This window comes from Natronorubrum halophilum (assembly GCF_003670115.1).
In the GTDB taxonomy this organism is placed as follows: domain Archaea; phylum Halobacteriota; class Halobacteria; order Halobacteriales; family Natrialbaceae; genus Natronorubrum; species Natronorubrum halophilum.
The window spans coordinates 814,001-838,241 of sequence record NZ_QQTY01000001.1; the positions used below are offsets into that span (position 1 = coordinate 814,001).

Consider the following 24,241-nt stretch of genomic DNA (forward strand, 5'->3'; position numbering starts at 1 on the left):
TCGCCGATCGGCCGATTATTCGGTGTCGATTTCGACGGGGACGTCCCATTCGAGGTCGTGATCGACGAACTCGGCTTCGTCCAGCGGCGTCCCGCCCGCGAACCGAAACTCGCCGACGACCGTCCGGCCCTCGAGGACGCCCGGTAACCAGAGCCGGTCGTCCGTCCACATCTGGTCGTAGGGGACGTCCGTCACGGGGACCCACTCCGGCCGGGCCTCCGCGGAGGCGGTCGGTTCACCGGAGAACGAACGCGTCCGGTACACGTGACAGAACGTGTGCGCTTCGCCGTCGAGGAAGAACGTGAGTTCGCCCGCCTTCTCTACGACGTCCGGATCGATCTCGAGACCGACCTCCTCGTGAGTCTCGCGAACGGCACACTCGCGGGGCGTCTCGCCGGCCTCGAGTTTCCCGCCGGGGCCGTTGTACCAGCCCTCGCCGAGACCGCGTCGCTTCTCGATCAGGAGCACCTCGTCCGTGCGGTCGCCGTCACTACGACGGCTCCGTTGCGGGAAGCACAGCGTCGCCTCGATCATACGAGTTCGTTTCCTCGACGACACATAAAGCGTCAGTATTGGAGTCACGGCGGTCTCGTGGCGTTTAAGCTCCTCGATTCGCAGGAAGAGGTATGGAGTATCTCCTGTGGGTCCTGATAGCGCTTCTCGCCTACTCGGGCGTCGCCCCCCTGACGAGCGTCATCATGGAGGACGTTCCGGCGACCCCGGGACTGTTCCTCGCGACGCTCGTCTTCCTCGTGATCGCGTCCGGGGTGATGGTCTCGACCGGCACTGCCGATCCATCCGCCGCCGTGTCGGTCGAGGCCGGCTACGTCTACGTCGCCGGTGCCTTCCTCACGATCGGCATTCTGGCGTACACCGCGGCGCTCGAGAGCGGCCCGGTGAGCGTCGTCGTTCCGGTTTTCGGGCTGTTCATCGTCGGGAGTTCGGTCCTAAGTATCCTCTTTCTCGGCGAAACGATGACGGCGACTCGAGCGGCCGGGATCGTCTGTGCGGTGCTCGCGATCGTCTGCAGCGCGGGTGGAAACCGATGAGTCGACGGTATCTGCTCCTCTCGTTGGTCGCGTTCGTCGCGTACAGTCTTGTTGCTCCCCTGTTGAAGGTCGCGATGGAAACGATCCCGAGCACGACGGCGGTGTTCATCTCGAACGCCGTCATGCTCGCCCTGCTCGGCGGGTTGTTGCTCTACAACGGGACATCGCCGCGCCCGTACCTCTCGCACCAGAAAACGCCGCACATCGTCGTCTGGGGCGTCCTGCTCGCGGTCGGTCTCCTGGCGTACTACCGGGCGCTCGCCCTCGGTCCGGTGAGCGTCGTCGTTCCGATATACGGACTGTTCATCGCGGTTAGCTCGATTATCGGGATCGTCGCACTCGAGGAGTCGCTGACGACCAGAACGGCGATGGGGATCGGTTTCGCCGTCCTCGCGGTGGTCCTGATGTCACTGTAACGTATCAGTATCGAACCGGCAGCCAGTCGTCGCCACCGAGCACCGCAGCACTCGACGCCGGTAGCCGCCGATCAGTCGTCGCTCGAGGCGTTGCCACCGTGTTCGCCCTCCTCGGGTCCACAGCCGAGGGACCGGTGCGGACAGTATTCGCAGTGATCGTCCGGCGTCGTCTCGCGGAACGACGGATCGTCGACCGCCTCGAGCGTCGCGAGCACCGCCGACCATGGCGGCAAATCCGTCGGGTCCATGAGGTCGACGCGCGGACCGTCGACGTCCCCGACGTAGACGTAGCCGACAGCCGACACCGACTCGTCGAAGCGCCGTTCACAGGCGCGGGCGTACAGCGCCAGTTGCGTGGCGTCGCCGGGATCGATCCGCTCGGCCGTCGCCTTGTAATCGAGAACGACGAGGTCGCCGTCGGGCGTTCTCCGAACCGAATCCACGTAGCCGACGACCTCGCCGCTCACGCCGGTGACCTCCTCGAGCGCGAAGGGCAGTTCCGCGGCGAGGGGGCTCCAGTCGGCGACCGCCTCGTCGAAGCCGGGGGCGCTCGCCTCGAAAAAGCGATCGATGCACGCGAGGACGGCCTGGCGGTGCTCGAGCAGGTCCCGCGCGGTCAGCTGTCTGAGGGCGGCCTCGCGCCACTCCTCGCGGGTTCGGTACTCGCGGTAGAACGCCTCCTCGGCGATATCGTGAAAGACGGTCCCGACGAGCCGGGAACCGGATTGGCTCGAGGTCTCCGAGCGGAACTCGCCGACCGCCGCCGGATCGTCGATCGCCCGGACGACATGGTCGAGGTAGTGCTTTCGCGCACAGGTGTCGTGGGTCTCCATCGCCGAGTAGCTGTGGCGCATCGCGGCGGGCAACTCGGTCGCGTCCGAGAGCGTCTCGACGGGGAAGCGGACGGTGTCGGTCGTTAGCGCGGACGGCCGACGGCCACTCGGTACCCGCCGGGTCGTCCCCGTTGATCCGTTCTCGCGCTCGCGTTCCCGTCCACGGGGGCCGTGACTCGCCGCGTCGGCGGCGGGCAACAGCGTCCCGTTGCGCAGCAGTCGACCGAGTCGGTGAACCGTGCGGATCGCCTCGCGCGTCTCGAGCGGTTCGATCGGGCGGTCGTCGTACCCGGCGTAGTAGGTGATCGTCCCCGGGCTGAGGCCGGCCGAGAGCGCGATCGCCTCGGTTCGGTCGACGACGGTTTCGGGATAGGTCTCCCGCACCTGCTCGAAACTCGATCGCAGCGACGACCAGAGGTTCATCCGCTGACCGACCACCGACCACTCGATCTCGCTCGCGAGACACGCTTCGGCGGTCGACGCGGCGAGTTCGCCCTCCTCGCCGTCGTAGTCGTACTCGGAACCGAAGACGAACAGGTGGTTCTCGGCGCGAGTGAGCGCGACGTGAAGCACGCGCCACTCCTCGCCGACCGTCTCGGTCGCGAGGTCCGCGAGCAGCGGCGAGTCGATCTCGTCGTCGAGCGCCGCCGCGAGAAGCCGGTACTGGGCGCGTTCGGCGTAGTCGTTCTCGACGCACCACTCCTCGTCGGAGAGGTACGGAACGAGCACGGTGTCGAACTCGAGGCCTTTGGCCTGATGAACCGTCATCACGTCGATCGAGTCCGACGACTGCGTGCCGCGAGTGCGGTCGCTGCCGCCGCCCCGGAGCGTCCCCTCGAGCGCGTCGACGAACGCCGGCGTCAGCGTCTGGATCACCGAATCGCCGGTGTAGGCGTCGACGAAGCGCTCGAGCGACTCGAGTTCCGCTCGCTCCTCGCTCGTGAGGAACCACTCGAGGCGCGTCACCTCGCGGAACCGGCGGAAGAATCCCGACAGCGGGTAGACGTCTCGAAGCGTCTCCAGTTCCGCGAGGTGGTCGCGCGCCCGTTCGACTCGATCCGGGTCCTCGAGCGGTGCCGCGTCGACGGTCATCACCGCGTCGTACAGCGATCCGTCTCGTTGCTGGAGCGTCGCGAGGGTGGGCTCGGAAAGGCGGTACCGATAGAGCAGCACGCGCCGGAGGTGGGCGTCGGCATCCGAGTCGACGAGTACGCGAAGATACGACAGAACGGTCTGCATCCCCGGCGAGATATCGCCGCGTGGCGACCCCGAAATCTCGTAGGGGATCCGGAGCTCTCGCAGTTCGTCGGCGACCGCCTGCGCGTGGCGATTCGTCCGGACGATAACCGCGATGTCCTCGAGGCCGCGCTGGGGGACGTTCTCGGCTTCGCCGTTCAACAGCCGCGAGACGGTCGTCGCGACCTGCTCGGCCGTCGACCAGCCGACCTCGTCGCTCTCGACTTTGACGACGCGATCGGGCGGCTGCGCTGGCTCGCCGTCCGAAGCGTCGCCCTCGGAACCAGCGCCATCATCCATCCCGTACTCCCCCGGCGTCCGGCCGACCTCGCGGAGCGTCTTCGAGGACTGCGAGCCGTACTCGCAGTGGTTCGTCAGGTCCAGGATTTCCTGGCGCGAGCGGAAGTTGAGTTCGAGTTCGATCGCCTCGTGGTCGTTGTACGCCGCCGCGAGCCTGTCGAGTCCCTCCCTGTCGGTCCCCCGCCAGCCGTAGATCGCCTGATCCTTGTCGCCGATGGCGAGCAGGTCGGGCCGGTCGGGGCCGTCCGTGAGTTCGGTGATGAGCGCGAACTGCGTCTCGTCGGTGTCCTGGAACTCGTCGCAGTAGACCTGCGTCCACTGGCCCGTGATCTCGTCGGCGATCGATTCGTCCGACAGCAAGCCGGTCGCCGTCCGCACCAGTTCGTCGAAATCCAGCGTTCGCTCGGCCTCGAGCGTGTCGTGGTAGTCGGCGTAGACCGCGGTGTAGTGGCGGGCGAGTCGCAGGAACTCGACGTAGTGTTTCAGGCGACCGAACGGGCTCTGTTCGATCCGCTCCGTCGCCGTGCGCCAGATCTCGTTGCCAAAGAGCGCTCGCGGCAGCTGCTTCGTGGTCGGCTCCTCGAGCGACAGCGCCTCGATCGTGTTCGTCACGCACTCCTGAAGCACCCGGAGATAGCGGTCGACGTCGCGAACGACGTCGTCCTCGCGAAACGCGGCCGGAGCTTCCGCGATCTGTTCCCGACAGTACTCGAGGAGTTTGCCGTAGGCGACCAGCGACTCTCGGCTCGCCTCGAGGTGTTCGTCCGCGTTGAAGTATCGCAGCGCCTCGTTGTCGAAGGAAAGCTCGTCGCCGGCCGTTCGCTCGAGCCAGAGGACGAACTCGTTGCAGAGCTCGAGAGAGCGTACCGCCGGCAGCTGGTTCTGGAGCTGGTCGGGCGCGATATCCTCCTGACTCATCGCCTGAATGAACCGATCGACGGCGCTGGTGACGGCTTCCGGCGAGCCGTCGCCCCGAACCGACGCGGCCGCGAAGTCGTAGTCGTTCTCGGCGAGCAGCCGACCCACGATTCGGCGTCGTTTTTGTTCGGTAATCACGTCGAACTCGGGCGAGTAGCCCAGGTAGTAGGCGTACTCCTGAACCAATCGGTAACAGAAGGAGTGGTAGGTGTAGACGTCAATCGCCGCCGCCGCCCCGGGATCGAGGCGTTCGGCGACCGCCTCACGGATGCTCCCGGCGGCCTCGTTCGCGAACGTCAACACCAACACGTCCTCGGGGTCGACGTCGCCCCGTTCGATCGCGCGCTCGATCCGCATGAGCATCGTCGTCGTCTTGCCGGTTCCGGCCCCGGCGTTGACGGAGGTACAGGCCACCCGACTGTCGATGACGGCCCGCTGGCTGTCCGTCGGTTCGAGACGATTTTCCTCGAGAGACCCCTCGCCGCCATCGTCACCCATCGAAGCGCACCTCCTGAGCGAGGTGATCCTGACAGCAGACCGTATACTCGCAGGTGGGGCAGACGGTGTTCGAAATGTCGTCCCAGCGGTCGGTCGGATCGAACGCCCGCTCGGAGAGGCGAGAGACGACGGCTGCGAGTCGGTCGTCGACGGTCCGATTCCGGTGTTCGTGCGTCATCCCGTAGGTGTGGTGGTCGAGATACGGTTCGGTTAGATCCACGGTCTCGAGGCTCGCCTCGACCGTCTCGCGAACCCAGTTGACCGACGTGCCCGAGCGGTCGGCGAGCGGAATCTGGACGTACCGGCAGGTTCGCCCCTCGAGTCCGAGTCGGTCACAGCGATTCCGAAGGCCGTCGATCACCACGGCGGTCTCGAAGAGCGTGCCGACGAACGCCGGTTCGAACGTCTCCGCGTCGGGGTCGAAGTGATCGGTGAACTCCTCGGCGACGGCTCCCTCCCAGTCCGATCGGTAGCGCAGGAGGCCGAGCGGTGCGAGCGTCGGGACGAACCGAACGCCGACGACCGACGAGCCGTCGGCGTAAACGTAGTCGACGCTGGCGTCGATCGTGACGGTGGCGTCTTCGCCGGGCACCGAAACCGCACTCGAGAGCGGAAGGCCCGGCCCGACCAACCCCCCGTCGGTGGCGTCCGCCGCCAGTCGATCGATCCCGGCCGCGTGGTCGACCCCGACGCGCTCGGCGTAGGCCTCGAGCGTCGCCTCGAGCACTCGCCGTTCGTGGCGTCGCTGGGCCAGCGAGTGGAACCGCTCGTCGTGATCGGCCCAGAGCGCCTCGAGTCGCTCACGTGCGGCGTCCACGAGGCTCGCCTCGTCGGTGTTACCGCGTCGCAACGCATCACAGATCGCCGTTCGCAAGAGCGCGACGCGGTCGTCTATCGCTGTCTCGTCGCCGTCGCCCTCGAGGCCGTGGACGCGGGCGAACTCGTACCGGCGCGGACAGGTGAGGTAGGTCGCCAGGCCCGCCGCGGAGAGGCCGGTGGCGATCGACTCGGCGCGCCCCTCAGTCATCGCGAATCACCTCTCCGGCCGCGAACTCGAACTGCGAACGCACCGCTTCGGCGAGTTCGTCGTTCACGTCGCCCGCCTCGAGGACGACGGCGATCTCCTCGAACAGCTCCTCCGTGGCTCCGAGATCGGCCTCGCCGCCCGTACTCGCCTCCCTGAGGATCCGCTCGAGTTCGCCGTGAGGCTGGGCGAGCAGCGCCTCGAGCGCGTTCGTCTCGCCGTGAATCGCCGCCGTCGTCTCGGTTTCGACGTCGACGAGCGCGAGTTCGGGTCTCGAGTCGGCCAGTTGCAGGTAGCGAGACTCGTCGTAGGTCCGACGGAGACCCCCGGAGCCCCGCTCGTAGGAACAACAGTAGAGGTGGGTTCGCGCGGCGCGAGCACCGAGGGCGAGTTGTCGCCGAGATCGGTCGGCGTGATAGGTCTCGAAGGGATCGCCGATCTCGGCGGCCTCGGTGGTGGCGAACGTCTCCGTGATATCCGCCGCTGATGGATCGGTGACCGCCGGGTAGGTCGGCATGTCGCGGAGCCACGCCGTTGGGAACAGCTGGGTGAGGAACTGCTCGCCGGGGTAGGTGTCGTCGGTCAGGTCGAGCAAGAAGACGGCGTCCCGCGACTCGTACTTGAGATCCCCGACGGCACAGACCGTGACGCCTCCGGTCGGCGGCTGGGTCTCGACGGCGTGAACGTAGGCGGCGTCGTACTGGATCGTCCGCCGGAGCATCCGGCGCAGCCCCCGCCAGTCCGGCCCGACGAGGTCCGTCTCCTCAACGAATCGGGCGATCTCGAGCACCCGTCGGATGCCGGCGTACTGCTCTCGGGCGTCGACCCAGTCCTCCTGACGGGCGATCCGTCCCTTCAGATCCGTCCGACCGATCCACCGCTCGAGCGACCGGGAGACGCTCGAGTCGGTACACGACTCGAGCAGTTCAGCCGAGAAGTCGTCGACGCGAGCGTGCAGCCGATCGATCGAGACGTCGCGAGGATCGGTCGCGTCTCGAGTGGGATCGGTCGGGTCGAGAGGGCCGATTCCCTCGCCGTCCCGCTCCCGTTCGCACTGTAGCGTCACGAACGCGTAGAGTTCGTTTACCGCGGGGTCCTCGGCGAGCGAGTGGGTGCCGATCGTCGCCGTCGGAATCCCGGCGTTGCGGAGTTGGGTTCTGACCTCGGGGACCCGCTCGATCCGCGGCACGGCGACGGCGAACCCGTCGTAACTCCAGTCGTGACGGTCCCGAAGCGCCTGAATTTCGGTCGCGACCGTTTTCACCTGTTCGCGGGCGGTTCGACTCCGGATTCGGCGCGCTCGCCCGTGGACTACCGGCGCGGATCCGTCGTCATCGCCCCGCGCTCGCTGGTCGTCATCACTGTGCGTTCGCTGTCCCGGTGTTGTGCGCGATCCGGGCGTCTCTCCGGTCGCTAAAAACCGCGTGATCGATCGGTGCGGTGGCGTCTGCGAGTCGCGTTCACCGCCCACCGCGCGGGGAGACTCGACGACCTCGATCTCGAGGCCGTTTCCGACGAGGGCTTCGATTCGGCCCGGTTCGATCCGAGTGCGTTCGACGCTGGCGTGGCGTTCGCCCAGACAGACGAGGTCGGCCTCGGCGGTGAGCGCCGCGAGATACCGCCGATCGAGTCGACGGTACTCCTCGAACTCGACGGCGAGGACCGCGTTGATCGAGTCGCCGACTCTGTCCCGTAGCCCGTCCGTATTCGACTCGAGCAGATCGACGGTCCGCGGAATCACGTCGGCCCGCTCGACGTAGCCTCGATCCTCGAGTTCGGCGTGGAAGCGGTCGTTCATCGCGTACAGGAAGGCCAGACATTCGTGTGGCTTCGTGGCCTCGATATCGGCGAGGCGGAGTCGTTGGCGCGTCGCCTCGAGGAGCAATTGCCCGACGTCACGGGCGAAACTCTCGTGATTCGCCGCCCGCTCGAGGTAGCTCGGAACGTCTCGACTGGCCCCGTCGATCACCAGCGAGATGAGTTCGATCCGCTCTTCGTACTCGAGTCGGTCGAGCGTCGGATCGAACTCCTCGAGAACTTTCGAGGCGTGTTCCGGAAGCGATTCGACGCGCGGCGATCGCGGCGACTCGGTCGTCGCTTCGGCGTCGGTGAGGGCCTCGGAAAGGGACTCGAGGCCCGCGGGATGGCGCTTCAGGACGAGGACGTTCCGTGCACCGTAGTCGTCGGCGAGTGCGGCGTACTCCGCCGCGAGGCACTCGAATAGCTCGTCGCTGGGAACCGGTTCGGGAAGGAGTTTGCAGGTGCCCTCGAGCGGTGGTGAAGGAGACGCCATCAGTTGGTACGTCACCCAGTATAGCCGGGTCCGTACTTAAATGTACGCCGATTCGTAAACGTGATTGTGACGCTCTTGCGATCCGACTGGACCGCTGGACTCTAGCGACGCTTCCTCGAGCGAGCATCCGAGTGAATCTCGGACCGAAAAGTTTGGATGAGAGCTAACCACTCGGAATACAGTGTTGTAACTAATATTGTTAATTTCCCTCGGATCGGATTAGAGATTGTAGCGTGAGTAGAACGCATCTTATCCGCTTTGAGCGCAGTATACGACGGAATCGTGTTGTTGCCCGATCAAATTCGAAGAAAAGAAGAGACGAATTCTGCTCGAAAGTCCCATCGTCCTTCGCGTAGCGCAGCTTAGTCATTTGACTTCTTGTACCGTAATATTCACTTATCTAGTACGTCCCCAATAGGAAAAGTAATTTGATACATTCACAACTCGGCTACGGGTATCGAGGAGTACCGAGAGAAATGGGGTTCCATATCCGTCGCAGGCTGACGTACGTTCAGGCGGAAGTGGCGGTCTCCGTGCGGTGGCAACGACTGAAACGTACAATGACTTCCAGTAGCTACGACAAACGACGCGAGGTCGGTATTCGAGACCGTCCCGCTGGGCGCTGCCTCCGAATGCAGCCGTTTTCGACCGGATAGTGATAAAACCGCATGCGAGAAGTCGGTTTCGGAGCGATACCGCCGCTTCGATCAGATGTTCGAGACCGTACTGTGCTCCACTTCGACCGCCTGTGCGTCCTCGTCAAGCAACGCTACGACGAGGTACGGCGCGTAGGACTCGAAGTACTCGATGAGCGTCGCGATCCGTTCGGAGTCGATCGCCTCGAGCGAGTCGAGGAGCATGAACGGCACCGTCTCGTAGACGTCGTGGACGAGATACCCCGCCAGCGCGAACACGAGTCCGATTACCTCCCGTTCGCTCTCGCTCAGGTGGTTGATCGTATCCTCGTAGGCCGCACCGTCATCGGTGCTGCGGACGATCTTGAGGTCGAACGACGATCGCGAGACCTTTCGGCGACCTTCACGAACTTCCCGACTGCTCCGATCGATCCAGACCCGATCGAGGTTGCCGTACTCCAGCGTCTCGAGGAGGTTCTCCATGTGTTCGTTGAACGCTTCGACCGCGTCGGCCTCGATCTGGTCGATCCGCGTCCGGAGGTTCGTCAGTTCGTCGGTGGTGTCCTCACGACGGGCTTTGAGATCCTCGCGCTCGCCGAGTCGGTCCTCGATCGAGGCGATCTGGTCCGTGATCTCGTCGCGCTTGCGCTCTTTGCGCTCGAGTTTGAACTCGAGTTGGTTGACCTCCTTGTGCTGGTCGAGGACGCCGCTGTAGTCTTCCGTCTCGAGATCGTTGATCTCGACTTCGAGGGCATCGATCTCGTCGGTGAGCGCCTCGCGCTCCTCGGTCAACTCCTCGATGCGGTCGTTTCGGCGCTCGATCTCGTCGTCGATCGACTCGAGGCGCCGCTGGGTCTGGCGGTGCTCGGTTCGGTTTTCGTTGATGCTCGAGAGCGTCTCTCGTCGGTCGTTGAGTTCGGAACTGATCTCGGAGCGCTCTTCGAGTCGCTCCTGTCGTGCGGTTCGAAGCTGCTCGATCGTCGTTTCGATCTGGTCTCGGGCGACCGACGACCCACAGGTCCAGCAAGTGACGGTCTCGGAGTCCTCGAGCAACTGCTCCGTGACGGGTTCGTCGTCGTCCTGTTCTGCGTTTTCGAGGAACGAATCCGGCTCCTCGAGGAGTTGCTCGTTGAACTGGATGGTGCTCTGAAGTTGCGAGATCGCTTCGGAGAGCGTCGCCTTTTCGTCCTGCAGCGTCTCGATCTCCGCCTCGAGCCGGCTGATCTCCGTCTCGTCGCCCGTCGAGAGCGATTCGAGCTGTGTGCGAACCTCGTCCTGTTCCTCCTCGAGCGCCTCGATACTCTCGCGCTCGGTTTCGATCCGGTCGCGGGTCCGCTCGAGATCCGATCGCGTCCCGCGCAGTTCCTCGAGTTTCGTCTCGAGTTCGGATTCTTCCTCCCGACGCTCCTCGACGTCGACGTTCGTCTCCTCGAGTTCGGCCTGGGCCTCCTCGAGTTCGTCGGAGAGCGTCTCGATTTCTTCGGACACGCGCGTCCGTTTCGCCTCGAGATCGGGCAGGCGCTGTTCGAGATCGTCGAGTTCGTCGAGTTGCTCGTCGAGTTGACGCTTTCGCTGTTCATACTGTTCGATCTCGCTTTTGATCGCGTCGATGTCGACCGGACGCATGATCAGTTCGCGGAGGTCGTCGCCGCGAGCGACGGCCTGTCGCGCTTCGTTGGACTCGAGTAAGAACGCGAACAGATCGGCGAGTTCCGGGTCCTCGAGGTAGGGGTCGCCGTCGGTGGCTATCGTTCCGTTTCGGCGCTCGAGGTGCCGGCGGTAGGTGTTGTCGCCAAATTCGAGTACCGCACTTCCCTCGTTCGCGTCGGCTTTGAGACTCACTTGATCGCTTCCGAGCGCGGCCATAATCGCCTGCAGCAGTGAGGTCCGATTGGTCGCATTTCGACCGGAAAGCACTGTCACGCCCTGTTGAAAGGAGACTTCGGCATCATCGATACCACCGATATTGTTTACGGAGAGCGTCGCCTCTCCCGGAACGTTCCGTTTTTTCGTGTCTAATCCAGTTTCCATGTGATGCCGTTGTCCGCCCACATACATAGGTATTGCCACTTCCCCTGCGTGGTGTGCAGTCTCGGTGGCGAGACTGCGTTGGATTAGCGCCGCATACTATAAATACCTATCAGTTATCGCCCGCACCCAGCTCCTGACAGTTACAGGAGCGCTCGTCGAGCAGGTCTCTGACGGTGTATTCCTCGAAGCAGTCCTCGCAAGTCACCGTGACGGTGACTGCAACGTTGAACTCCCCGATGTCGATGATCTCGTTGCGTTCCAGTTGGGCGACCGTATCCGCCGTGACCGCTTCGGTTCGGTTCTGGAGCGCGCCGAGTTTCTCCGTGCTTCGCTCGAGTCGTTCGTCGTCGCTCGGCGTCTCGAGCGAGGTGTCGAGACAATCCGTCAGGTGATTGTAGACCGTCTGGTGGGAGACGAAGTCCGATTCGATCTGTTCGATGGGGACGCCGTCGCGTTCGAGTTCGTTGCGGGTCTGAACCTGCGTCCCGCTGCTGACGTCGTCGGTCAACAGCCGGTAGGTGTTTTCGACTTCCCCCTCCTTCGGCGGCAGTCCCGCATCCTCGAGTGCCGACTCGAGGATGCGCTGGTTTACGTGCGTCGCGAGTTTGCGTGTGCTATACTGTTCGTCCGCGTCGCCGGTCCAGTATGCGATCAGATCCTCATCGAGACCCGTAAACGCATACTTGTCAGCGACCCGTCCGAGCTTGCAGCCACAATGGCTCCCTGGTTCGGCTGAATGAGTACGATCGGTCACTAATTCACCATAGTCGCCGCTCTATAAAAAGCATTTGGATACCGAGAATCTTTACAGAGGTATGCTTGTAATTGTAAACTCCGTAGAATCGACGGACTGCGGGGGATAGTCCGGTCGTCCGCCGTTCGTCCTCGTTCCGAGTCGGCGTTTAGAAATCCGAGATTCGATTTCACGTTCTATCACAAAACTATCAGCGTAGCGTACTGTGTGTCATCCTGGGATTCGGTGAGGCCGGATAGAGTCGCTACACGAGCGGGATTCTTCGCTCGAGACACCGGTTACAGAGGGCTTTTTGTCCGACGGAACCGAAGGGATCGCAGCCGCGAATGTGTATCTGGAGATATGAATCCACCGATTCGTACCGTCCCGAAGGTCCGCTATTCCAACGCAGATCTATAACCGGGCCGAGGCGGTATACTCCGTGAAAACGGAACGGACGGGCCCACGAAACGACGCAAAAGCAGTAGCCGCTGCAGAGACAGCGGCGGACGACCGTGGCCTCGCCGCAAACCTCGCAGTAACGACCAACGAGGGGGTTCTCATCGCGGTTCGCTGAATGGACGGCACAAAGCTGGTCGCAGCCAGTATCGCTCGAGTACGAGGGAAAAGTCGGCTGCGAAGTCGGGTGCAGCGGTGGAGCCGTCTCGGCCGACGTTGCGGAGAAGCGCGATCGTTACGGCGTCAAAGGATCCCCGTAACGACGCTTCACAGCCGTATAACGCTACCCTCGGACATTACCCCCGGACGTTCTTCCACCGGCGGACGAACGAGCCGACAACCCTCCCTTTTTCGTCTCGAGTCGCATTGATCCCCTCACTGCTCCACGCGAGGGTACGCTATGCACGATCGACGGAACCCGTACTGTCCGGTATGACCGATACAACCGAGACGGGAACGAATAATCGTTTACGGCCGTACAAGCGTAAACACCTGGAAGCCCTGTTCGGATATCCTGTTCGAGAAATCCGAGCACAGCGTTCTACGACACCTCGCACGCTCGCCCACGTTCGTCCGGTCTGTCCGGATACACTGCGTGTCACTGTACCACGAGGACAGAGTGAATCGCAAAATAACTGTTTGAAATTTTTTATGATATCGCGATCGGTAGAGCGTTTGAACCACGGTCCGTCGACGCTGACCATCGACCCGGATCAGTCCGTACGCATCAGATCATTCGGTAGACTTCGTCCATCCACTGATCGGAATCGTCGTCGACGATGATGCCGTCCATCTGTTCGGCCCAGCGAGCCTGCGCGTCGCTCGTCTCCATGACCTCCTTGATCGCCTCCGGATTCTCGAGTTCTAGAAAGCCGAAGACGTGGCCGTCCTGCTCGAAGACGCTGTAGGTCTCGAGTCCGGCGTCGGAGTCGAGGTAGGCGTCCTCGAGCCAGTCGGGGACGCTCTCGTGAGCATCACGGTATTCGTCGCGCTTTCCGTCGGCTATCTGCAGGTGGAACGCGATTCGAGCCATGCGTTCTTCCCCTCGAGCGACGTACCCATAGCTATTACGCAGTGTCCGTCCGCCACGCGCGAGGAACTCGCCTTGCACGAAGCCGAATCGTCCTGCATGCGGTTGGAGCGTTCGAAGACGGGACCGAACCCAAAAATGCGGCTACGGCGGGAACGGAACGCTACCGGAACTGCGGCATCACTTCGTCGGCGAACAGTTCCATCCCGCCGGTGTCGGGGAAGTCGACGAACCAACACTGGAACTTCGTGACGCCGGCGTCGATCCGTCGCTGGATCGCGTCGGCACACTCCTCGGGCGTACCCATAATGAAGTACTCGCTGGCGATCTCCTCGGTCGTGATGTCGGCCTGATCGACGTACTCCTCCTCGAACTGGATCGGGATCATCAGATCGAGCAGTCGCTCGTACTTCTCGGGATCGCGCGTACAGATGACGTGGCCGTCCCAGGAATACTCGATCTCGTCGGAGTCGCGGCCGACCGTCTCGCAGTGGTCTTCGATGACGCCGATCTTGTGCTCGAGGGTCTCCGGGGTCCCGTTGAACACGTCCGTGTTCCAGATATCGGCGTGCTTTGCGACGAGTTTCAGCGTCACCTCCTCGCCCTGGCCGCCGACGAGGATCGGCGGGTGTGGATCCTGGACCGGTCCGGGATCGCAGTAGGCGCCATCGATCTCGTAGCGATCGCCCGCGAAGGAGGCCGCCTCGCCGGATTCGGTGGCCCACATGGCTTTCATCAGGCGGATGCTCTCGTCCAGGCGCATCAACCGCTCGAAGCCGTCGCGGTACTCCCAGCCGTAGGCCTCGTACTCGGGTTCGTGCCAGCCGGCACCGAGACCGAGTTCGAGGCGGCCGTCGGAGACGATGTCGAGCGTCGCGGCCATCTTGGCGACCAGCGCGGGGTTGCGGTAGTCGTTACAGAGGACGAGCGAGCCGAGGTTGATGTCCTCGGTGAGGCCAGCCAGCGCGGACAGTAGCGTCCAGCACTCGTACTCGGCTCTGTCGCGACCGAGCATGAGGTGGTCCGGTGCCCACGCGGCATCGAAGCCGAGTGCCTCGGCTTTCAGGACGCCCTCCTTCGTCGTCTCCCAGTCGAGTCGCTCGTAACACGGGGTGTCGCGGTGGACGGGGTCGGTTCCCGACTCCGGCGCGCCCGCGAACACCGGCACGTTGTACTCGAATGTGACGTCGGTCATGTTACTCGACGGCGAAGTGTTCCAGCGCATCGTGATTCAGCTGGGTACTGACGCCGGGTTCGTCCGGGAGCGGAATCGACCCGCTCTCGGGCGAAGGTGGGTTCTCGAAGATCGCGTCAGCGTAGGTCGACTCCTTCTCTTCTTGCTGTTCTTGGAACCATTCCGGAGTCGGAAAGTACTCCGCCATGGGCATGTTCGTGTGCGCCGCGATGGCGTGCAGCGTCGGATTCGTGCCGGCGTGCGGGATCACGGGCACGTCGTGGACTTGGGCCATGTCGGCGACCTTCATCAGTTCCGTGATGCCCCCAACCCGGCCGACGTCGGGCTGGAGGATGTCGACGGCCTCCGCTTCGAGGAGGTCCTCGTGACCCCAACGGGTGAACTCGTGCTCGCCCCCGGAGATCGGCATCGGCGCGGCTTCGCGAACCTCGGCGTAGCCGTCGATGTCGTCGGCGATGACCGGCTCTTCGACCCACGCCATGTCGTACGGCTCGAGGCGATCGAGCATCTTCTTCGCGTAGCGGACCGACCAGCCCATGTAGGCGTCGGCCGCGATCTCGAGCTCGTCGCCGACGGCGTCGCGGACCGTCTTGACGACCTCCTCGTTCTCCTTCATCCCCGAGCGGCCGGCCTCCGGCCCGTGAAGGAAGCGCAGTTTCACGGCGTCGAAGCCCTCCTCCGCGTACTGGATGGCCTCGCGTTCGAGCGTCTCCATGTCAACGGGGTGGAGGTTCGACGCGTAGGCGGGGATCTCGTCTTTCGTGGGGCCGCCGAGCAGCTCGTAGACCGGTTTATCGGCTTCCTTGCCCGCGATGTCCCACAGTGCTTGATCGACCGCGCTGATCGCCATGACGGCGACACCTTTCCGACCGAAGGGGAGCGTCGCGCGGTACATCTGCTCCCAGAGTTTCTCGCGCTGGGTGGGATCTTCGCCCATCACGATCTTCGAGAGCGTCTCCTCGACGACGGTGGCGATGGCGCCGGTTCCCCAGTTACCGACGCCGACGCCGGTGATCCCGGCGTCCGTCTCGACCTCGACGACAACGTCGCCCACGGGACCCATCCACTTACGGCGTGCCTGGGGGTTCTCGCCGTCAACGTTCCGGTACTCCTCGTACTTCGACATGATCGTGACGAGGGGGAACTCGATAAACTCGCCCCACGACTCGTTGCTGATCTTGGTTGCAGTGACGTCTGTGATTTCCATAGTAGTCAATCCCGATAGATTCGTGTCGAGATGTGAGAAACAGCCATATAAGTGTTTGCGATATCGGCTGGATTATCGGCTGCACCGACCGAGAATCTTCGAGTCGGGGCGACCGATTAGAAGATATCTGCGCGGACGAGCAGTGCGAGTGCGACGACCACGTATATCGCACCACTGATGAGATTCATGGCCATGGGGTTCCACGGCGCGTCCGACGGCATCTCGGCGACCAGCGGCGTAATGAGAACGAGCAGACCCATGATCGCGATGATCGTGCCGGCGTACAGATCGATCGGAAGATCGTACCCGTCGGCGTCGGATTGCGCTCGAGTCCGCGAGTCGTCTATCGGTTCGTCCTGGGTCTGCGTGATGGATCGGTCTGTCATGGGTTCACACCTGGAAGAGGAGGATCGCGACGATGAGCAAGGCGATTCCGACCGAGACGGAGACGGCCGCGATTCGTTTTACGCGCGGACTGAGGGTGGCGGAGTCGTCGTCGAGCGCCGACTGGACGAAGTTCGTCGGCGTCTCGTGGTCTTTCGGCGCGGTGAGGAGGCTCCCGACCACGACGACTCCCGTCACGAGCAACAGGGAGTAGAGCGATCGGGAGTACAGCGCCTCGTGGCCGAGTTCGAATCCCATGTACACGCTGACGGCTAAACCGATCGCGATGCCGAGTATCGCGCCCGTGCTCGTCGACCGATCCCAGAGCCCGCCGACGATGGCCACGGCGGCGAACGTCGGCATGATCGTCGCGAGGACCGATTGCGCGACGAGGTACATGGAATCTTCCAGCGAAAACATGTACGCAACGCCGATGCAGGCGACCATGAACACGACGCCCGCGATACGGCCGATCCGCACGTAGTGTGCCGGGCTCCGGTCCGGCGCCACGTACCGGCGGTAGATCCGCTCCGTAAAGAGCGTCTGGAAATTGTTGAGCTGCGAGTCGACGCTCGAGAGGACGCCGGCGATCAGTCCGACCACGACGACGCCGTACAGTCCGGGCGGCATGACGTCGTTGATCAGCATCGGCATCGCGTGGTCGGCGACGTCGAGGTTCGGGTACAGAACGGCGGCGGCGAGACCCGGAAGGAGGATGAACAGCGGGACGAGGATGGCGTACCAGATGCTCGTGTACAGGTACCCGATCTGCGCGGACTCCGCGTCCTCGGCCGACAGCGGCCGCTGGAGGATCTGCGATTCGGCGCTCCAGTAGGAGATCGCGGACGCGAGGAACCCGAAGTACAGCAGGAAGACGGCGATCGGACCGTCGACTGGGAACTCGGCGGCCAGCGGGTGATCCGAGGGCGTCATGGACGCCTGGTGGGCTTCCAGGCCCTCGATCAGCCCGGAGATCCCGCCCACCATGTACAGCGTGACCGGAAGCAGGAGGACCAGCGGGACGAACATGAGGACGAACTGTATGGTGTCCGACCCGGCGACGGCGCCGAACCCGCCGAGAATCGTGTAGGCCGTTCCGACGACGATGATCACGCCCATCGACAGCCAGAGGTTCCAGCCCAGTAGTGTGTTCAAGACGAGCGACCCGGCGTAGATGTACAGGCCCATGTTGACGAACATCCAGACGAACGTCCAGATGAAGTCGTACGCGTCGCCGACCGGTCTCGAGAACCGTCGGGTGAGCCATTCGCCAAGCGAGAACGCCTGTATCTGTCTGATGAACGGAATTATCGCGATCGTCGCCAGCACGATGGCGATCGCGTTCGTGATGGGGCCCAGCAGGACGATGATCCCGTACGCGTACGCGAACCCGGCGAGACCCAGGAAGTCGTTCGCGTTCAGATTGGTCGCGACGGTCGAAAACGCCTGAACCGACGGCGGCAGCGACCGGTCCGCGAGGAACGTACTCGCCGAGTCTGCGGTATTCTGGCGCATGTAGGCGCCGAATACGATCAGACCGAGCATGAAGACGCAGATGGCCATCCATTCGGTAAGTACGAGCGTCTGTCCGCCGATGCCCTGGAGTGGACGAAGCCGTATCGTGTTAATTATACTCATTCCGCGTTTCCACAGCCAACACACTCCATAATAAAAACTCGTATTGTCGTTCAGGTATTGATCGTTCGTTCAGAAGAGGAGCCGCCACCGTGAAGCGGGATCGACGCACGAACGCCGGAACGTTCCTACGCCACCGAGAACTCGTACGCGCCGGAGCCGAATTCGACGACGACGGTATCACCGTCTTTGCGGACGGATCGAACCCCCGCCGTGTCGGTCGACAGCGGCGTCCCGGACTCCGTCACGTCACTCGTGGCGGCGTCCGGTAAGTGGACGGTCGCGTCCGTGTTCCAGGGAACGGTCACGGACAGCTCGTACGTCGCGGCGTCTTCGTCGCGCCGACACTCCACCGCGAGATCGCCGTTTCGCGTCTCGAGAGCAGCCGAGACCCACTCGAGATCGTCGACGAGCGCCGGCGCGATGGTCACGTGGTCGGTCACGGAACGGTCGCCGATTCGGATCCCCGCGAGTACCTCGTAGAAGAACTCCGAGACGTGAGTGAACGGCGAGTGGTTGAACGAGTTCATACCGTCTCCGATGCGGTCGTCGCTGTCCCAGCGCTCCCACATCGTCGTCGCCCCGTTGCGGGCCATGTACACCCACCCGGGTCGTTCGGGTTGGCTGACGACGTCGTAGGCGACGTCGGCGTGGCCGTGCGCGGCGAGCGAGTGGAGGAGCGGTCTGGTCCCGAGGAATCCCGTTTTGAGTGTGCGGCCGTCGGCGTCGACTTTCTCGACGAGATTGTCGACCACCGACTCGACTTCGGCGTCGGGGACCAAGTCGAGAAAGAGCGGGACCGCGTACGACGACTGGGTTCCGGGCCCGTACACGCCTTGGTCAGGGTCGAAGAACCGGTCGTTGAACGCCTCCGCGATCCGGTCGGCGCGGTCGCGATACGCCTCCGCGTCCGCGTCGTTCTCCAGGGCGTCGGCGATCTTCGCGAACGTATCCGTGACCTGATAGAGGAACGCCGTGTTGTACAGGTCGTGGGGGAGACCGCGCCGATCGTCCACGTTCTCGAAGGCGAGCCAGTCGCCGTACTTGCCATAGTCACCGGTGAGGATCCCGTTCTCGGTGACGGAGTACCAGTAGTCGACGTAGTCGCGCATCCCCTCGTACTGTTCCCGAAGGATGCGTTCGTTCCCCTCGTGTCGGTAGAGGTACCAGGGGATCATCACCCGCGTGATCGACCACGTCGGATCAGCGGGGTCCTCGCTCACCTTGTTCGGGATGACGTCGGGAACGTACCCCATCTCCGAGGCGGCGTCGTCGTGATCGCGGGCCCACTTTTCGTCGAACCGTGCCGCGTCGAAGTTGAACAGGAGCGACCGGGTCGAGATGTGGGCGTCGCCCGTCCACCCGAACCGTTCGTCGCGCTGCGGGCAATCCTCGGGAACGGAGTGCGTGTTCCCGCGAAGTCCCCAGACGGCGTTGTGTTGGACCTGATCGAGATCCTGGTTGGAGCACGAAAACGTCCCCCGTCGGTCCATCGCCGTGTGGACGGCCTTCGCCGTCACGAGATCCGGATCGAACTCGCCTGGATACCCCGTGACCTGCGCGTATCGAAAGCCGTGATAGGTGAACCGTGGTTCGTACCGCTCGACGTCGTCCCCGGCGGCGATATAGACGTCCGTCGCGTCCGCGGTTCGGAGATCGGTCGTGGAGAGGTCCCCATCTTCGGTGAGCCGTTCGGCGTGTCCGAGGACGATCTCGTCGCCGTCGTCCGGGTCTCGGATCTCGAGGTCGAGCCAGCCGGTCAGGTTTTGTCCGAAGTCGAGGATCGGGCCGTCCGGATGCTCGTGAACCGTCTCCACGTCGAACGTCTCTACGACGCGCATCGGCTCGACGCGCTGCGGTCGAAGCACCCCACCCGGATCGTCGACGACGGCCGCGGGATTCCAGTCTCCGTCGTCGAACCCCGGCGACCGCCACCCGTCCTCGGACAGTCGGGCGTCGAACAGTTCGCCGTCGTAGATGTCGTTCTCACGGATCGGGCCCTCCGTTGCCGTCCAGTCACCGTCGGTCGCGACCGTTCGCGTCGATCCGTCCTCGAACGTCACGGTGAGCACGAGCCGGGCGCGCGGAGACCCGTCGGGGACCCAGTAAGCGCCCCGCTTCGAGAACCATCCGCGGCCCAGCCACACGCCGATCGCGTTCATCCCGACCGAAATCCGATCGGTCAGATCGTGACTCGAGTAGCAGACGCGCTGCTCGTAGTCCGTCCAGGCGGGGTTCAGTCGGTGATCGCCGACCCGTTCGCCGTTGGTGTGGAGTTCGCCGTACCCGACGGCGGCGAGGTGGGCGCGGGCCGACTCGATCGGTTCCTCGACGGAGAATTCCGTCCGCAACAGCGGCGACGCCGCCGCCATCTCGGATTTGGTGTGCCCGTTCACGAGGTGATCGCGGCCCCACGTATCGGTCTCCGCGGACGATGAGGCCTCGACCGGTCGTCCGCGGGCCAGGTCCTCGTCGCCGTTTCGCACCTCGAGCGCCGCCAGTGCGAAACACTGCCAGGCGTCGACGTGTTCGGTCCGACGAGCCGCACTCTGTGCGTGAGACGACTCCTCGGCGAGCGGTTCGAACGCGAACGGCTCCATCGCGGTGACCCGCACGTATCGACCGTCGGCCTCGAGACCGTCGTGAGCGTGAACGACCGCCGTCTCCTCCGGGACGCCGTCCGGTACGTCGTCGACCGCCTCGTCGGACGCGTTGACCTTGAGGACGGTCGTCGCGGTTTCGAAGTCCGGATCGTCCGCGACCTCGACTCGATAGGCGTCCGGAAAACCGAAGCCCTCGAGCGGGTCGTCGAACCAGGACGACGTGACTGCCGCGTCGTCGGGGGTTCGGACCACCGTGACCGGTGACGCCGGATGGAGGTCGACCGCCGTGATCTGCTCGCTGGAACCGAGGTCGACCTGAACCCACTCTTCGACGCGTTCGTCCGCGCGCCGCCACCGACTTCGCCAGCCGTCGGTGTCCCCCGCGCCCGGTTGGTGGGTGATCCACTCGCCGCGCCACCGTTCGGGACGGAGGGCCGTGAAGAACGAAGCCGATTCCGCCCATTCCGTTGCCCCCTCATCGGTCCACACTTTTACCGACCAGTGATACCGCTTGTCGGAACCGAGGTCGGGTCCGTCGTACGGGACGTTCGTCGACGTCGACAACTCGACGCGGCCGGAGTCCCAGAGGGACCCTCGACCGGCGTCGACGGCGCTTTCGTCGCGACCGATCACGATTCGGTACGCCGTCTGCCGAGAACCTCGGTGGTCGGTCTGCAGACGCCACGAGAACCGGGGCGCTTCCGACGGATCGACGTTTGACGGGGTCGTCTCGTACTCGACTTGGAGGTCAGTCGGTCGATGGACTTCCTCAGTCTCAGATACCGAAGACATGCGGTGAATTTCACCAGAACCCGTGGTAAACCTTTTGCCGATCGCAGCGAAGATAGCCGCCAGCGTGCATCGATCGGCGTTACCAGTCCGAGCGGCGACGCGCGCGTATCCGGGGATTCGATCCCGTCGACCGGACGATGTCGATCCGATTTCGACGCGAGCGACGCAGACGAGTCGCTCGACGCGTTCCTGGACGCCTCGAGTGGACCCGCGGTCTTCGGAACGGAAGCGCGACGCCGCACGACGGGTGAGTTCGGCCGCGGTCGCCGTTCGCTCGCGCACCGGTTTGAAGCCGACAGCACAATTGGTTCGCCGTATATAATACATACTAAGATAATTATTTTAACACTAGTCCAGTATATTATAACACATCATGTTTGATGATAGCACGAACACCCCTCGTCGGAACGTACTGAGAGGAATCGGAGCGAGTGCGATCACCGCCACGGGTGCGGTCGGTCTCAGCGGATTGGCGCTCGCGGACGAGCACACGTATCAAAATCCGGTCGGCCCGATCGGGTTCGGTGATACGAGCGTCGTTCGAACCTGCAACGGCACCTATTACGCGTACGGAACGGAAACGCCGGAAGACGTGGTCCCGATCGCTCGGTCGAACGACCTGGTCGACTGGACGTACATCGGCTCGGCGTTCGAGATGCAACCGGACTGGCGCGACGATCCGGACGCGGGCGTGTGGGCTCCGTCGGTCAACTACTTCAACGGCGAGTACTACCTCTACTACTCGTACTCGACCTGGGGAAGCCAGAACAACCCGGGAATCGGTCTCGCAACCGCGAACCATCCTGCGGGACCGTTCACCGACCAGGGACCGGTGTTCCGTGCGGAGGACCTGGGGATGACGAACGCCATCGACGGCGAACTGGTGGTCGTCGACGACACGCCCTACATGGTGTGGGGAAGCTGGTACGGTATTTACGGCGTCGAACTGACCCCTGACGGGAGGGACTACGTCCCCGGAACGGTGTTTCACATGGCCGGCGACATGATAGAGGGAGCGATGATCGTCAGGGAGAACGGGTACTACTACCTGTTCTACTCGACGGGCAACTGCTGTGACGGCCGAAACAGCACCTACGAAGTCGAGGTCGGTCGCTCGGAGTCGTTCTTCGGCCCCTACGTCAACCAGAACGGCGACGACCTGCGCGACCTGAACGACCACCACGCCGGTGTCGCGGTCCTGACGGGAACCGACGAGTTCATCGGACCCGGCCACAACACTGCGATTCAGGACGACGACGGTGACTGGTGGATGGTGTACCACGTCGAGGCTACCGACGAGATCGATACCCGCGTGCTCATGATCGATCCCATTCGGTGGGACGACGCCGGGTGGCCGATCGTCGGCGATGATGGAACGCCGAGCAGGGAACAGCCGGTTCCGCCGGCCGGTGCCGACGTCTGTAACTATCGTAGCCGCTGAACGTCACTGCACACCCAATCGCATGACAGCTGTGCAATCGGTGTGTGAATCGTTTCAGTTGTTACTATAGACGGCCCCCGACGGACGTTCCGAAGCGGGATCCGCGGACGGCATTCAGCCACCCGTCGGGGACGAACGCCCCCTCGGCGGACAGCGGTGGATCGGATCGCTCGAGTACTCGAGTACCAACGACTGACTACGACGTGTCGACAGCGGTTGCCTCGTCTTCGGCGTGTCGGGGCCGCACGTCACCATCGAGAACAACGCCGCCGAGATCGTCCGCACTGATCCAGCCGAAAACGTCATCGTTCGGACCCCCCTACTCGCACCTAAAGGTATATGTAGGTGAGTCACCCACTTATTGATAGCTCGACCAGAGCGAAGTAACCCTATATGAAGGCCATAGTCCATACCGGTCCCAGATCTATCGAGATTCGCGAGCGCGAAAAGGCGGTTCCCGACAGCGACGAAGTACTCGTTCGCGTCCACTCGGCGGGGCTGTGCGGCAGCGACGCGCACGCGTACACGTACGAAGACGGCTACGAGTGGATTCCCATCCCGCGGATCATGGGCCACGAGTACTCCGGCGAGGTCGTCGAGGTCGGCGACAGCGTCACCGACTTCGCCGTCGGCGACCACGTCGTCGAGGAGCCGATCCACGACTGCGGTGCGTGTTTTCAGTGTAAGAACGGCCAGCCGAACGTCTGCCAGAACTTCGAGATCACGGGGATGCACACAGACGGTGCATACACCGAATATACGACGGTCAAACCACGTGACCTCCACTATATCCCCGAGGACGTCCCGCTCGGTCACGCGAGCATCACCGAACCCCTCAGCATCGCGACGCGGGCCGTGTTCGACCAGTCGAACGTGACGCCGGGTGACACCGTCCTCGTCGAAGGACCCGGCCCGATCGGCGTCCTCGTCGCCGCCGTCGCGAACTCGATGGGCGCCGACGTCCTCGTCTCCGGACTCGGCAAAGACACCGAGTACCGGCTCCCGCTGGTCGAAACACTCGGCATCGACACGGTGGACATCGAGAACGACGACCTCGAGGCGGTCGTCGACGCCCGAACGGACGGCATCGGGTTCGACGCCGTGTTCGACACGACCGGTCACAAAAGCGGTATCGAGATGGCCATCGAACACGTCCGCAAGGGCGGAGGGGTCGTCGTCGTCGGCCTTCCCGGCGCACCCAGCGAAGTGTTCATGACGCCGGTGGTTCGCAGCGAGATCGACCTCAACACCTCCTACGGCTCGACCTGGCAGAACTTCGAACAGGCCATCCGGCTCCTCTCCGTCGGTGCCATCGACGCCGACGCGATCATCGATCGTACCTTCAGCGTCGACGAACCGACCGACGCCTTCGAGGCCTTCCTCGAGTCCGAAACCTGCAAACCCGTCTTCTCGTTCGCCGACTCCTAACGCGTCGGCACGGTCAGGATCCGTCGCTTCCCGTCTGTTTCTCCTTCTCGAGGTCGACCACCAGTTCGCTTTCAGGTGCTGTAATCGGAGCCGGGGCGCTC

Annotated in this window: 17 protein-coding genes; 5 read left to right on the forward strand and 12 right to left on the reverse strand. The window is 63.6% G+C overall.

What is annotated here, in order from left to right; genetic code table 11:
• Window positions 1-15: 15 nt before the first annotated feature.
• Window positions 16-534: an 8-oxo-dGTP diphosphatase gene (locus tag DWB23_RS03930; protein WP_121741480.1), complete on the reverse strand. Its 519-nt coding sequence runs from the start codon at window positions 532-534 to the stop codon at window positions 16-18.
• A 92-nt stretch (window positions 535-626) separates the two neighbouring features.
• On the opposite strand from DWB23_RS03930, the gene DWB23_RS03935 reads away from it, so the two are divergent.
• Window positions 627-1,049, forward strand: a complete 423-nt coding sequence (locus tag DWB23_RS03935; protein WP_121741481.1) for an EamA family transporter — start codon at window positions 627-629, stop codon at window positions 1,047-1,049.
• Window positions 1,046-1,465, forward strand: coding sequence for an EamA family transporter (locus tag DWB23_RS03940; RefSeq protein WP_121741482.1), 420 nt, complete (start codon window positions 1,046-1,048; stop codon window positions 1,463-1,465). The genes DWB23_RS03935 and DWB23_RS03940 overlap by 4 nt, the downstream gene beginning before the upstream one ends.
• A gap of 71 nt (window positions 1,466-1,536) precedes the next feature.
• Here DWB23_RS03940 and DWB23_RS03945 read toward each other — a convergent pair whose 3' ends face one another.
• The 5 genes from DWB23_RS03945 to rdfA form a co-directional block, all read right to left on the reverse strand.
• Window positions 1,537-5,250 carry an ATP-dependent DNA helicase gene (locus DWB23_RS03945; RefSeq protein ID WP_121741483.1) on the reverse strand — a complete coding sequence of 1,238 codons (3,714 nt, stop codon included), beginning with the start codon at window positions 5,248-5,250 and terminating at the stop codon, window positions 1,537-1,539.
• A complete protein-coding gene (locus DWB23_RS03950; RefSeq protein WP_121741484.1) occupies window positions 5,243-6,277 on the reverse strand; it encodes a PD-(D/E)XK nuclease family protein in 1,035 nt (344 codons plus the stop codon). Before DWB23_RS03950 ends, DWB23_RS03945 begins: the two co-directional genes overlap by 8 nt.
• On the reverse strand, window positions 6,270-8,567 hold the full coding sequence (locus DWB23_RS03955; protein ID WP_121741921.1) for a hypothetical protein: 2,298 nt from the start codon (window positions 8,565-8,567) through the stop codon (window positions 6,270-6,272). Before DWB23_RS03955 ends, DWB23_RS03950 begins: the two co-directional genes overlap by 8 nt.
• Before the next feature lie 707 nt (window positions 8,568-9,274).
• Window positions 9,275-11,233, reverse strand: coding sequence for an archaea-specific SMC-related protein (locus tag DWB23_RS03960; RefSeq protein ID WP_121741485.1), 1,959 nt, complete (start codon window positions 11,231-11,233; stop codon window positions 9,275-9,277).
• A gap of 109 nt (window positions 11,234-11,342) precedes the next feature.
• Window positions 11,343-11,987 carry a rod-determining factor RdfA gene (gene rdfA / locus DWB23_RS03965; RefSeq protein WP_121741486.1) on the reverse strand — a complete coding sequence of 215 codons (645 nt, stop codon included), beginning with the start codon at window positions 11,985-11,987 and terminating at the stop codon, window positions 11,343-11,345.
• A gap of 421 nt (window positions 11,988-12,408) precedes the next feature.
• On the opposite strand from rdfA, the gene DWB23_RS23685 reads away from it, so the two are divergent.
• Window positions 12,409-12,543: a hypothetical protein gene (locus DWB23_RS23685; protein WP_275086283.1), complete on the forward strand. Its 135-nt coding sequence runs from the start codon at window positions 12,409-12,411 to the stop codon at window positions 12,541-12,543.
• Between the two features lie 609 nt (window positions 12,544-13,152).
• Here the strand turns inward: DWB23_RS23685 and DWB23_RS03970 are convergent.
• The 6 genes from DWB23_RS03970 to DWB23_RS03995 all read right to left on the reverse strand — a co-directional run bounded on the left by DWB23_RS03970 (window position 13,153) and on the right by DWB23_RS03995 (window position 21,271).
• Window positions 13,153-13,458, reverse strand: a complete 306-nt coding sequence (locus DWB23_RS03970; RefSeq protein ID WP_121741487.1) for an L-rhamnose mutarotase — start codon at window positions 13,456-13,458, stop codon at window positions 13,153-13,155.
• A 160-nt stretch (window positions 13,459-13,618) separates the two neighbouring features.
• The gene (locus tag DWB23_RS03975) at window positions 13,619-14,650 is read right to left on the reverse strand and encodes an LLM class flavin-dependent oxidoreductase (protein ID WP_121741488.1); all 1,032 of its coding nucleotides are present in this window, start codon (window positions 14,648-14,650) and stop codon (window positions 13,619-13,621) included.
• Between the two features lies 1 nt (window position 14,651).
• The gene (rhcD, locus tag DWB23_RS03980; protein ID WP_121741489.1) at window positions 14,652-15,857 is read right to left on the reverse strand and encodes an L-rhamnonate dehydratase; all 1,206 of its coding nucleotides are present in this window, start codon (window positions 15,855-15,857) and stop codon (window positions 14,652-14,654) included.
• Window positions 15,858-15,973: 116 nt separating this feature from the next.
• Window positions 15,974-16,243, reverse strand: coding sequence for a hypothetical protein (locus tag DWB23_RS03985; RefSeq protein WP_121741490.1), 270 nt, complete (start codon window positions 16,241-16,243; stop codon window positions 15,974-15,976).
• Between the two features lie 4 nt (window positions 16,244-16,247).
• Window positions 16,248-17,879: a sodium:solute symporter family transporter gene (locus DWB23_RS03990; RefSeq protein ID WP_121741491.1), complete on the reverse strand. Its 1,632-nt coding sequence runs from the start codon at window positions 17,877-17,879 to the stop codon at window positions 16,248-16,250.
• Between the two features lie 125 nt (window positions 17,880-18,004).
• Window positions 18,005-21,271 (reverse strand): alpha-L-rhamnosidase, encoded by a 3,267-nt coding sequence (locus DWB23_RS03995; RefSeq protein ID WP_121741922.1) that lies wholly within the window; start codon window positions 21,269-21,271, stop codon window positions 18,005-18,007.
• 373 nt (window positions 21,272-21,644) lie between these two features.
• Between DWB23_RS03995 and DWB23_RS04000 the strand changes: the two genes are divergently transcribed.
• Both DWB23_RS04000 and DWB23_RS04005 read left to right on the forward strand, forming a co-directional pair.
• Entirely contained in the window at window positions 21,645-22,712 is a 1,068-nt protein-coding gene (locus DWB23_RS04000; protein ID WP_121741492.1) for a family 43 glycosylhydrolase, read from the forward strand.
• 393 nt (window positions 22,713-23,105) lie between these two features.
• Entirely contained in the window at window positions 23,106-24,140 is a 1,035-nt protein-coding gene (locus DWB23_RS04005) for a zinc-dependent alcohol dehydrogenase (RefSeq protein ID WP_121741493.1), read from the forward strand.
• Window positions 24,141-24,241: the final 101 nt, after the last annotated feature.

Bases quoted from the DNA above. Each gene is read 5' to 3' on its own strand.
- DWB23_RS03930 (WP_121741480.1), bottom strand. From the start codon at position 534: ATGATCGAGGCGACGCTGTGCTTCCCGCAACGGAGCCGTCGTAGTGAC.
- DWB23_RS03935 (WP_121741481.1), top strand. From the start codon at position 627: ATGGAGTATCTCCTGTGGGTCCTGATAGCGCTTCTCGCCTACTCGGGC.
- DWB23_RS03940 (WP_121741482.1), top strand. From the start codon at position 1,046: ATGAGTCGACGGTATCTGCTCCTCTCGTTGGTCGCGTTCGTCGCGTAC.
- DWB23_RS04005 (WP_121741493.1), top strand. From the start codon at position 23,106: ATGAAGGCCATAGTCCATACCGGTCCCAGATCTATCGAGATTCGCGAG.
- DWB23_RS04000 (WP_121741492.1), top strand. From the start codon at position 21,645: ATGTTTGATGATAGCACGAACACCCCTCGTCGGAACGTACTGAGAGGA.
- DWB23_RS03975 (WP_121741488.1), bottom strand. From the start codon at position 14,650: ATGACCGACGTCACATTCGAGTACAACGTGCCGGTGTTCGCGGGCGCG.
- DWB23_RS03955 (WP_121741921.1), bottom strand. From the start codon at position 8,567: ATGGCGTCTCCTTCACCACCGCTCGAGGGCACCTGCAAACTCCTTCCC.
- DWB23_RS03945 (WP_121741483.1), bottom strand. From the start codon at position 5,250: ATGGGTGACGATGGCGGCGAGGGGTCTCTCGAGGAAAATCGTCTCGAA.
- DWB23_RS03990 (WP_121741491.1), bottom strand. From the start codon at position 17,879: ATGAGTATAATTAACACGATACGGCTTCGTCCACTCCAGGGCATCGGC.
- DWB23_RS03970 (WP_121741487.1), bottom strand. From the start codon at position 13,458: ATGGCTCGAATCGCGTTCCACCTGCAGATAGCCGACGGAAAGCGCGAC.
- rhcD (WP_121741489.1), bottom strand. From the start codon at position 15,857: ATGGAAATCACAGACGTCACTGCAACCAAGATCAGCAACGAGTCGTGG.
- DWB23_RS03950 (WP_121741484.1), bottom strand. From the start codon at position 6,277: ATGACTGAGGGGCGCGCCGAGTCGATCGCCACCGGCCTCTCCGCGGCG.
- DWB23_RS03995 (WP_121741922.1), bottom strand. From the start codon at position 21,271: ATGTCTTCGGTATCTGAGACTGAGGAAGTCCATCGACCGACTGACCTC.
- DWB23_RS03960 (WP_121741485.1), bottom strand. From the start codon at position 11,233: ATGGAAACTGGATTAGACACGAAAAAACGGAACGTTCCGGGAGAGGCG.
- DWB23_RS03985 (WP_121741490.1), bottom strand. From the start codon at position 16,243: ATGACAGACCGATCCATCACGCAGACCCAGGACGAACCGATAGACGAC.